Source organism: Hyphomonas sp. UBA3601, assembly GCF_002375605.1.
Classification (GTDB): Bacteria; Pseudomonadota; Alphaproteobacteria; order Caulobacterales; family Hyphomonadaceae; genus Hyphomonas.
Window position 1 is genome coordinate 1,076 of record NZ_DFME01000006.1, and the last position, 9,150, is coordinate 10,225.

General features: G+C 58.4%; 7 protein-coding genes. 4 read left to right on the forward strand and 3 right to left on the reverse strand.

The features are described 5' to 3' along the window. The coding region (locus B4F73_RS00265; protein ID WP_290482241.1) for a hypothetical protein at positions 1-380 on the forward strand (380 nt) is incomplete at its 5' end. A 9-nt stretch (positions 381-389) separates the two neighbouring features. Here B4F73_RS00265 and B4F73_RS00270 read toward each other — a convergent pair. Further along, positions 390-584: a hypothetical protein gene (locus B4F73_RS00270; protein ID WP_290478639.1), complete on the reverse strand. Its 195-nt coding sequence runs from the start codon at positions 582-584 to the stop codon at positions 390-392. A gap of 124 nt (positions 585-708) precedes the next feature. Between B4F73_RS00270 and B4F73_RS00275 the strand changes: the two genes are divergently transcribed. Next, entirely contained in the window at positions 709-1,323 is a 615-nt protein-coding gene (locus tag B4F73_RS00275; RefSeq protein WP_290478640.1) for a hypothetical protein, read from the forward strand. 86 nt (positions 1,324-1,409) lie between these two features. On the opposite strand, the gene B4F73_RS00280 is transcribed toward B4F73_RS00275, so the two are convergent. Continuing rightward, entirely contained in the window at positions 1,410-3,011 is a 1,602-nt protein-coding gene (locus tag B4F73_RS00280; protein ID WP_290478641.1) for a diguanylate cyclase domain-containing protein, read from the reverse strand. Between the two features lie 84 nt (positions 3,012-3,095). Beyond that, positions 3,096-5,093, reverse strand: a complete 1,998-nt coding sequence (parE, locus tag B4F73_RS00285) for a DNA topoisomerase IV subunit B (RefSeq protein WP_206992285.1) — start codon at positions 5,091-5,093, stop codon at positions 3,096-3,098. Between the two features lie 53 nt (positions 5,094-5,146). Here parE and B4F73_RS00290 point away from each other — a divergent pair, with 53 nt between their 5' ends. Together B4F73_RS00290 and lon are read left to right on the forward strand one after the other, a co-directional pair. Beyond that, complete coding sequence (locus B4F73_RS00290) at positions 5,147-6,448, forward strand: NADH:flavin oxidoreductase/NADH oxidase family protein (protein ID WP_256434953.1); 1,302 nt, start codon at positions 5,147-5,149, stop codon at positions 6,446-6,448. A gap of 170 nt (positions 6,449-6,618) precedes the next feature. Beyond that, complete coding sequence (gene lon, locus B4F73_RS00295) at positions 6,619-9,036, forward strand: endopeptidase La (protein ID WP_290478643.1); 2,418 nt, start codon at positions 6,619-6,621, stop codon at positions 9,034-9,036. Positions 9,037-9,150 lie beyond the last annotated feature (114 nt).

Here is a 9,150-nt window from a genome sequence, read left to right on the forward strand (position 1 = left end):
CACCTAACATTGATGACAAACTCTCGCGAAACAGAGCAGCTTTTCTTTGCGCAGGTATATCAGGCGCACTCAGAGACGAAACGCAAGTTGACGTGCTTGGATTGGACATCGGCGCCTATGAAGGAGAGCTTTCTGAAACCGAAGGAGACAAGAAAACCTTTCTGAGACCGGTGGTAATTGTTGCTATAAAGGTATCTGATCCCGAGGCGGGGTATTTGGCATTCCATGAGGAATTGCTTCGGGAAGTTCGCGTCGGAGGACTAGATTTCGGATTCTTTTCGAAGATGAAGGATAAAAATCCTGAGTGGATTGAACAGGAAGAGTGCAATAAGAACTATCGCTTTGTTTCCACTCACCACAACGCCGGGGAGCATGAATAATCCGTTCAATCAACCTTCAAGCTTGCTGATGATTTCCTTTAATTTTTGCATTCGTTGTTTGCGATCAGCGATAGTTTCCTTTGTTTGATCTACCGGCTTATCGCCATCTTTTTTGATAATACTAAGGTAGCCCTTTTCCATCAAATCAATGGAATCTTCCCAATGAGAAACCTGCGATTTTGCCCAACTTAAAAGGTTGCTCATTGTCTTTAGTCTCCCGAAAATCAGTGCTTCGAGTTAGGATGTTAATCAACTTTAAGTTTTGATTCAATTCTAATTTTCCCGTTTTTCCAATCCGTCTGATAGCCCCAACCCCCATACTCCCCGCATGGACGCGCAAACGGACATTCTGAAACGGGGGCTGGAACATGCCGGGCGGGCGGTGCTGGATGCGTCCGCGCTGGCGAACCTCCATCTCGGGCCGAAAGTGATCGGGCGGGGGGTGGCGCAGCGGATTTCCGGGCGGCTCAGAATGCTGGAACCGATTGTCCGCCGCCTGATCCTGGTCCTCGCGCTCAATCTGACGCTCGCCCCGGCGGCCCCGCGCGCCGCGCCCCCTGATCCGAAGCCCGAGCCGGACCTGCCCGACGGCGTCGAACTCGCCATCTTTCCGCGCCTTTATCCAAGACGGTTGAAATTGCTGCCCGCACGCCAGACGATTGAGGGCGATTTTCCGGACATTCTCCGAACCCTTTCCGGATCCGTATCCCCGCACAGGCTGATGGCCCGCATCGCGGCGCTCCGGCGCGTCATCGCAGACCCGGATGGCCATGCCCTGCGCCTCGCGCGCAATCTCAAACGCCTGCAGAAGCATGGCGAACCGCGCCCGGCGGTCGGCCCGGCGACCAGCGCCTTCCGCCTGTCGCCAGAGCTTGGCGCGATTGCGACGCTGCTGCCCGCGCAGATCAGGGCCGGGCTCGACTCCTGGGAAAGCTCTGGCTGACGCCTGCCTCACAACACAAAAAAATGCCGGAGCGCGTGGGGCGCGTCTCCGGCCAAAGGTTCTGGAGGAAATGGAGGGAAGGGGCCCTAGGCCATGGCCTGTTCGTCGACCACGAAAGGCCCGAGATCTTCATAGAAGCGGAACTGGTTGCGGCCACAGCGCTTGGCTTCGTACAGCGCCATGTCGGCGGCGTGCAGCAGCGGGCCTTCGCCCATACAGTCATACGGCGCAGCGGCAATGCCGATGGACGTGCTGATGCGGACGCGGTGGCCGGTCGACAGGCCATAAGGCTCGCTCAGCTTGCGCTTGAGCCGCAGGGCCAGGCCCTCAACGGCAAGGCGCGATGGCGATGTGCTGCAGACGATGAAGAACTCGTCCCCACCTGTGCGCACGGTCAGGTCGCTGTCGCGAACAATGGCTTTCATCCGGGCCGCCACGACTTTGAGCACTTCGTCGCCCGCGCCATGACCATATGTGTCGTTGACCGCCTTGAAGCCATCCAGGTCCAGCGCCAGGATAAAGAGCGGCGCGGTGTTTGAGGCTTCTGCGAGCATGGTCGGCAGCCGCTCTTCGAGGGCGCGCTTGTTCGCGAGATGAGTCAGGGGGTCCGAATAGGCCAATTTACGGACCTCCTCTTGCTTCTCGACCTGTGCGGTAATGTCGTTGGAGGTGCCGATATAGCCGGTGATCCGACCCTTGTCGTCAAAGCACGGCGCGCCGGCCATATCCATGTGATAGGTCTGGCCATCAACGTCCGTGAAAATTCCGCGCACACGGGCGTAACTCGCGGCCGACTGGACCGCATTGGTCATGATCTCGGAGTTTTCTTCATCGAACTGGATAATGTCGAGATAGTTGCACCCGACCAGGGAATTGCGGCCGCCCTGAAGTTTCTGGAGGAAGGTGCCCTCGGCATAGATCAGCTTGCCCTGGAGATCGGTTTCCCAGAACAGGTCTGAGGCCACGGCGGAGAAATTGGACAGGCGCTTCAGCGTTGCCTGGGCTTCGCTATGTTGCTGGTCCAGCTTCTTGAAGGCCCGGATCATGATCTTGTGGGCCGGCCAGAAGACCAGGAACACTTCCGCGACAATCGTCAGGACGAGGGCCAGGACCGTATAGGTCTGGATCGTACCCAGCCACTCGGCGCGCTTGTTGGCCTGCGCTTCGAAAGCGTCCGCCGCCTCTCCGAGCCGATTGGCGAGGGGGCCGGAAGCCTCATATTCAATTGCCTCAAGCGCCGCGGACGTATTCCGGCGGTCGACCAGAACCCAGTTCACATTGTTGATGAGCTCAAGAACCTTGGTATGAATGGAGTTTTCGCCTTCGGAATAGATCGCCTGAAGTGCGGCATCATCTTCGCCAAAGCGGATAAGTTCATAGTGAGACGTCTCGAACAATTTGATGCTGGCGCGCAAATTCTCCCGCAGCTCCGGCGATCCGTCTTCGGCGTAATCATGGGCGGCATGCGACATTTGCTGCAGCAACATGCGCTGGCTGCCGCTCATATTGATCGCGGTCGCATCATGCGCACCTTGGCGGAGGGCAGTCAGGGAAACGATGTGGCTGGCAAGGATCAGCGCCAGAACAATGCTCAGCGCGAGGATGTACCGATTCAGGTGCGACTCAAGAATTTCGCGCCCGGAATGGCGCTTCTTGTCGTGTTTGAATAGGGTGCGTCCGAATAACATGATGGGCGAACCATACCCAAACAGGGTTAGAATCGTCTTTCCGAATAAAGGAAATTTCTTACCGGCGTTTCAAATCTTGTTTACCTAGATATCAAGCTCTTCAACGAAAGCAGCGTTTTCCTGAATGAACCGGAAACGCAATTCGGCTTTCTTGCCCATCAACGTGTTTATCAGCTCCTCGGCCGGAACCTCGACATCGTCAATCGCCTCCAGAGTGACCCGCGCAAGCGTCCGCGTCGCCGGGTTCATTGTGGTTTCCTTCAGCTGAGACGGGTTCATCTCGCCGAGACCCTTGAAGCGGGTCATGTCGACTTTCTGGTTCGGTTTGAAGTGCTCTTTCATTTTCTCGGCCCGGTCGGCATCGTCCATCGCGTAGACGATCGTACCCTTGTTGGAGAGTTTGTAGAGCGGGGGCAGGGCCAGGAACAGGCGTCCGCTTTCGATAAGGCCCGGTGTCATCCGATAGAAGAAAGTGATCAGCAAGCTGGCAATGTGGGCGCCATCTACATCGGCATCCGTCATGATGATGATGCGGTCATACCGCAGATCGTCCATGTCGAACTTCTTGCCCAGCGCCGTGCCGAGCGCCAGTGAGAGATCATTGATCTCCTGATTGTTCATCATCTTGTCGAGCGAGGCGCTTTCGACATTCAGGATCTTGCCGCGCAGGGGCAGGATGGCCTGGGTCTTGCGGTCGCGGGCCTGCTTGGCGGAGCCGCCAGCCGAATCCCCCTCGACGAGGAACAGTTCGGTGCCGTCCGGCCCCTTGTTGGAGCAATCGGCCAGCTTGCCCGGCAGGCGAAGCTTCTTGGTGGCCGATTTGCGGCTGATATCCTTGGCCTTGCGGCGGCGCTGGCGTTCTTCCGCGCGCTCAACCGCCCAGCCGAGCAATTTGTCGGCTTCTTTCGGGCTACCGGCCAGCCAATGGTCAAACCGGTCGCGCACGGAGTTTTCCACCAGGCGGAACGCGGCCGTCGTCGACAGCTTGTCCTTGGTCTGACCGACAAATTCCGGACCCTTGATGAAAACAGACAAGAGCAAGCCGGAATGGCCCATGATATCTTCGGCGGTGATTTCGGAGGCTTTCTTGTTTCCGGTCAGTTCCCCGAAATTGCGTAGCCCTTTTGTGATGGCTGAGCGGAAGCCCGCTTCGTGCGTACCACCATCCGGGGTCGGAATAGTGTTGCAATAGGAGCGTGAAAATCCGTCCGCCTCGCCAAAGCCGGCGCGCGTCCAGGCAATGGCCCACTCGACCTTGCCTTCGCCGCCTTGATCAACGAGACCGGTAAAGGCTGCATCGGTGATGGTCGCCTTGTCCTTGAAGACTTCATCCAGCTGGTCTGCCAATCCGTTCGGATAGGAGAGCGTGGCTTCGGCAGGAACCTTGGAATCTTCTGGCAGCAGGGAAGGATCACAGCTCCAGCGTACTTCAACGCCTCGATAGAGATAGGCTTTTGATCGCGCCATCTGAAACAGGCGGGCCGGGCGGAAACGCATCTTTTCGCCGAAGATCTGGAAGTCCGGCTTGAACTTCACCACGGTCCCCCGGCGATTTGGCGCCGTGCCGACTTTTTTCAACTTGTCCTGCGGAATGCCGCGCGAGAAGGTCTGCCGGTACAGGATCTTGTCGCGTGCGACTTCAACTTCGACCAGTTCCGACAGCGCATTGACGACCGAAATGCCGACGCCGTGCAGGCCGCCGGCGGTCTCATAGGCCTTGTCGGAGAACTTGCCGCCCGCATGCAGTGTGGTCATGATGACTTCCAGCGCGGACTTTTTCGGGAATTTCGGGTGTGGATCAACCGGAATGCCGCGGCCATTGTCGCTCACCGCCAGGAAGCCATCGGCGTCGAGCTTGATCTCGATCCGGCTGGCATGCCCGGCCACCGCTTCATCCATGGAGTTGTCCAGCACCTCGGCAAAGAGGTGATGATAGGCGCGCTCATCCGTGCCGCCAATATACATGCCGGGGCGTTTGCGGACAGGTTCAAGGCCTTCGAGGACCTCGATATCCTTGGCGGAATAGCCGGTACTTTCTGTACTCATTTGGTCAAACAGCTTTGCTTGCTTGGCGGCTGCCATATGATGTCTCCGATAAGGGCGGGCGACTCAGTGTCGATATGGGAGAACATAAGATGACAGCCTCGATTAATACGGCGTTAACCCTGGAGAGCGGGCTTACATTCCCCAATCGGCTTGTGAAGGCGGCAATGACAGAGGGACTCGCTGATCCTCGCAACCGGGTAACTGAAAGCCATCTGACATTGTATCGCCGCTGGGCGGAAGGCGGCATAGGCGGGATGATCACAGGAAATGTCCAGATTGACCGCAATCATCTCGAACGTGCGGGAAATGTGGTCATAGACGGCAAGCCGTCAAATGAAGAGATGGATATGTTCTCGCGCTGGGCCGACGTTGGCAAATCTCATGGCGCCGCAATGATCATGCAGGTCAGCCATGCCGGACGCCAAACGCCAAAACTGATCAATCCGAGCCCCGCTGCGCCAAGTCCGGTCGCGCTGGGCTTGCCGGGCGGCCAATTCGGTCAGCCCCGCGCGATGACTTTGGACGAGATCAAAGCCGTGATCGAAGGCTTCGGCCGGGCCGCCAGCGTTGCAAAGCAGGCGGGCTTTGACGGTGTTCAGGTTCATGGCGCGCATGGCTATTTACTTTCTTCGTTCCTGTCGCCGCTGGCGAACCAGCGCCAGGATGACTATGGCGGGCCGCTGGAAAACCGCGCGCGCCTCCTCGCCGAATGCGTCAGGGAATCGCGCATTGCGGCAGGGCCGGGGTTTTCGGTTTCGGTAAAGCTCAATTCCGCAGACTTTCAGAAAGGCGGGTTCAGTTTTGAAGATTGTCTCGGCGTGATCGACATTCTGAACGAGCTTGGCGTCGACTTTGTCGAGATATCCGGGGGTAATTATGAACAGCCCCGCATGATGGACAGCGAAGGCCTGGAGCCGGTTTTTGAGCAGAATGTCCGTGAATCCACGCGCGAACGGGAGGCCTACTTCCTGAAATATGCCAAAGCAGTGCAGGCGCGCAGCCAGTTGCCACTCATGGTGACAGGCGGATTTCGCACGACCGAGGCCATGAATTCGGCGCTTGCGGAAGGGGAGGCCGACCTGATCGGTCTTGGCCGGCCGCTCTGTGTCGAGCCGGACACGCCGAAACAGCTCTTGTCCGGAGAGGTCGCTGCCGCCGCGCAATGGGAGAAAACATTGCGCCTCGGGCCGGGATGGCTGGGGCCGAATTCTCCCATCAAACTGGTGAAGGCGCTGAACGGTTTTGGCGTTATCGGCTGGTATTATGAACAGTTGCGCAGGCTTGGCGCCGGCGAGGCCCCGGATACGGGATTGGGCGTGCTTTCTGCATTCCTGGCCAATCAGAAAAATGAAAGCCGCACCGAAAAGGCCAGAAAAGCCGCAATGCCCTGATAGGAGACGGTTTCCACAGAAGAGGGAATTTCCTGAGCATCCGGTGGCTTGAACCGGCCTGCATCGCCCTCCACATCTGGTGAAACGCCCGACTCCTGCCATCATCGGCAGGTAGGGTTTCCTGAGCTGCCGCCCAGTCGGGGCTCAATTTGAAGAAGGAGGCATTGTAGATGCCAGGTATAAAGAACCTTCCGGTGTTGCCGCTTCGGGACATCGTTGTGTTTCCAGACATGGTCGCGCCCCTGTTTGTTGGGCGGGACAAGTCTGTACGGGCCCTCGAAATGATCGAAGAGGCCGACAATGAAATCATGCTGGTCGCCCAGCGCGACGCGGCCATAGACGACCCGGGCTCAGATGATGTCCACGAGGTCGGCACGATTGCCACCATTTTGCAGCTGCTCAAGCTGCCTGACGGTACGGTGAAAGTGCTGGTCGAAGGCAAGACGCGTGCGCGTCTGAACCAGCTGCACGACCGCGGCGAATATTTTGAAGCTGAAGTCGAAGCCTATGACGAGGCCCAAGGCACCGATGATGACGTGCAGGCACTCATGCGTGCCGTGCAGGAGCAGTTTGAAAATTACGTCAAGCTGAACCGCAAGATCCCGCCGGAATCCGTCACCACGATTGCTGCGCTGACCGAGCCTGGTCGTCTGGCCGATGCGGTGGCGTCGAACCTGTCTGTCAAACTCTCCGAAAAGCAGGAATTGCTCGAACTTCCCGATGCGAAAGATCGCCTCGAGAAGGTCTTCGCCCTCATGGAAGGCGAAATGGGCATGTTGCAGATGGAGCGGAAGATCAAGAACCGCGTCAAGCGGCAGATGGAGAAGACCCAGCGCGAATATTATCTGAACGAGCAGATGAAGGCGATCCAGCGCGAGCTGGGCGAGCAGGGCGGCGATGGCGCTGAGCGCGATGAGCTGGCCGACCTTGAGCAGAAGATTGCGGATGCGCCGCTGTCTGAAGAGGCACGCCTGAAGGCCGAAGCCGAGATCAAGAAGCTGCGTCAGATGTCGCCAATGTCTGCGGAATCGACTGTCGTGCGGAATTATCTCGACTGGCTGCTGGCCCTGCCTTGGGGCACGCGCAAGGAAATCGAGACCAATCTCGCCAAGGCCGAGAAGCAACTTGATGACGACCATTATGGTCTCGACAAGGTGAAAGAGCGGATCCTGGAATATCTCGCCGTGCAGAAACGCACCGGCAAGATGAAAGGACCGATCCTCTGCCTGGTGGGCCCTCCGGGCGTCGGCAAGACTTCGCTTGGCCGCTCCATCGCTGAAGCCACGGGACGCGACTTTGTGCGCGTGTCGCTGGGCGGCGTGCGGGACGAAAGCGAAATTCGTGGCCACCGCCGGACCTATATCGGCTCCATGCCGGGCCGGGTGATCCAGTCGCTGAAGAAGACCAAGACGGGCAATCCGCTCTTCCTGCTGGATGAGATCGACAAGATGGGCATGGACCATCGCGGCGATCCGGCATCTGCCTTGCTGGAAGTGCTGGACCCTGAGCAGAACTCGACGTTCAACGATCACTATCTGGAAGTCGATTACGATCTTTCTGACGTGATGTTCGTGACGACGGCGAACTCGCTCAACATGCCGCAGCCGCTTCTCGACCGGATGGAGATCATCCGCATCGCAGGCTATACCGAGGACGAGAAGGTGGAGATCACCAAACGTCACCTCATCCCGCAGGTCCGTGAAGATCACGGCCTGAAGGAAGGGGAGTGGATTGTGGCAGATGAGGCCATTCGCGACCTTGTTCGGTACTACACCCGCGAAGCCGGTGTGCGGAGCCTGAAGCGCGAAATTGCACGGCTGGCCCGCAAGACGGTCCGCATCCTGTCTGACAAGGAGGGCGAAACCCTGACGGTGACGTCGGAGAACCTTCCCGAATTCGCAGGCGTGCGGAAATTCCGCTACGGTCTCGCCGACGAGACCGACCAGCTCGGCGCGGTGACAGGCCTTGCCTGGACCGAGACCGGCGGTGACCTGCTCACCATCGAGGCGGTCAAGATGCCGGGACGCGGCAACATGAAGGTCACGGGCAACCTCCGCGACGTCATGAAAGAGTCGATCCAGGCGGCCAGCTCGCTGGTCCGATCCCGGTCTGTCATGCTCGGCATCAAGCCGACCGTGTTCAACACGACCGATATCCACGTGCACGTGCCCGATGGCGCGACGCCAAAGGATGGCCCGTCCGCGGGTGTTGCCATGACAACGGCGATTGTCTCGCTGCTGACCGGCAACCCGGTTGACCGGGAAGTGGCCATGACGGGCGAGATCAGCCTGCGGGGACGCGTCCTGCCGATTGGTGGCCTGAAAGAGAAACTGCTCGCAGCTCTGCGCGGCGGCATCAAGACGGTGCTGATCCCGGAAGAGAACGAGAAGGATCTCGAGGACATTCCGGAGAATGTGAAGACCGGCCTGAAGATTGTACCCGTTTCGGACATCAATGAAGTGCTGGCCATCGCGCTGACGCGGCCCTTGTCGCCGATAGAGTGGTCAGAAGCAGATGAAGCCGCATTGCAGGCCTCATTGTCCGGTCAGCCGGGTAATCAGGCGACCGATCCGGCCCGTCCTCACTAGGCTGAATTGAGACTTATGACAGGCGGCCGTTCAAACACTGAACGGCCGTCTTGCTTTTTCTCTCAACCCCGTGCATTTGAGCGGGATTGGGGCGGTTAGCTCAGTTGGTAGAGC

Bases quoted from the DNA above. Each gene is read 5' to 3' on its own strand.
- B4F73_RS00290 (WP_256434953.1), top strand. From the start codon at position 5,147: ATGACAGCCTCGATTAATACGGCGTTAACCCTGGAGAGCGGGCTTACA.
- B4F73_RS00275 (WP_290478640.1), top strand. From the start codon at position 709: ATGGACGCGCAAACGGACATTCTGAAACGGGGGCTGGAACATGCCGGG.
- B4F73_RS00270 (WP_290478639.1), bottom strand. From the start codon at position 584: ATGAGCAACCTTTTAAGTTGGGCAAAATCGCAGGTTTCTCATTGGGAA.
- parE (WP_206992285.1), bottom strand. From the start codon at position 5,093: ATGGCAGCCGCCAAGCAAGCAAAGCTGTTTGACCAAATGAGTACAGAA.
- lon (WP_290478643.1), top strand. From the start codon at position 6,619: ATGCCAGGTATAAAGAACCTTCCGGTGTTGCCGCTTCGGGACATCGTT.
- B4F73_RS00280 (WP_290478641.1), bottom strand. From the start codon at position 3,011: ATGTTATTCGGACGCACCCTATTCAAACACGACAAGAAGCGCCATTCC.